Source organism: Vibrio genomosp. F10 str. 9ZD137, assembly GCF_049974785.1.
In the GTDB taxonomy this organism is placed as follows: domain Bacteria; phylum Pseudomonadota; class Gammaproteobacteria; order Enterobacterales; family Vibrionaceae; genus Vibrio.
The window spans coordinates 1-580 of the sequence record NZ_JBNGCJ010000157.1 but is presented as its reverse complement, the minus strand read 5'-3'; the positions used below and the strand labels follow the sequence as shown (position 1 = coordinate 580).

Genomic DNA, 580 nt, shown 5'->3' with positions numbered 1-580 from the left:
GCGTTGCGAATCTGCCTTAAACGCTTTGTTATATTTATACTGCCGCTGCTCTGTAGTAGTAGCGATAATAACCAATTAAGTTACTAGAAATAAATAGGATTTCCATAACCACAGCTGTCGGTGAGCCAATTAAATAATTATGTAAGAGCCAAAGAGCCGTTCCAACAATCATGAACTCTCTTAAGCGACGATCATTTTTGTTAAACGCAGCTATTGTCTGGAAAACGGAAGCAAAGCAACTTAAAACACTTACTAACCCAGAGTAAGTAACTACTGCTGAGATTATAGAAGCTGTACAAAACAAATATTTAAGCTTTGGTGACGTTGAAAACACGCTGACCAAATAACGAATAGTCGCTATTACCATTAAACTTGCTGCAGTCCATTGCTCAAGCAAGATAAAATGGCTCGAAATTAGTGTCCCTGCAAAAAAGAGGCAAGTAACAATTTTCTGCCTGTCTTTGAATTGAAACGACATAAGATCAAAGACTATAGCTATAGCTATAGCAACTAAGACTTGAGATATAAAAAATGGTGTCACTGTAGCCTCCTATAAATATAACGCTCTGCTAAGCGGCAA

At 37.4% G+C, this 580-nt stretch carries 1 protein-coding gene; it reads right to left on the bottom strand.

All coding sequences use genetic code 11. The features are described from left to right. Positions 1 to 34 precede the first annotated feature (34 nt). Positions 35 to 541 carry a YgjV family protein gene (locus tag ACP45E_RS01975; protein ID WP_017038894.1) on the bottom strand — a complete coding sequence of 169 codons (507 nt, stop codon included), beginning with the start codon at positions 539 to 541 and terminating at the stop codon, positions 35 to 37. Positions 542 to 580 lie beyond the last annotated feature (39 nt).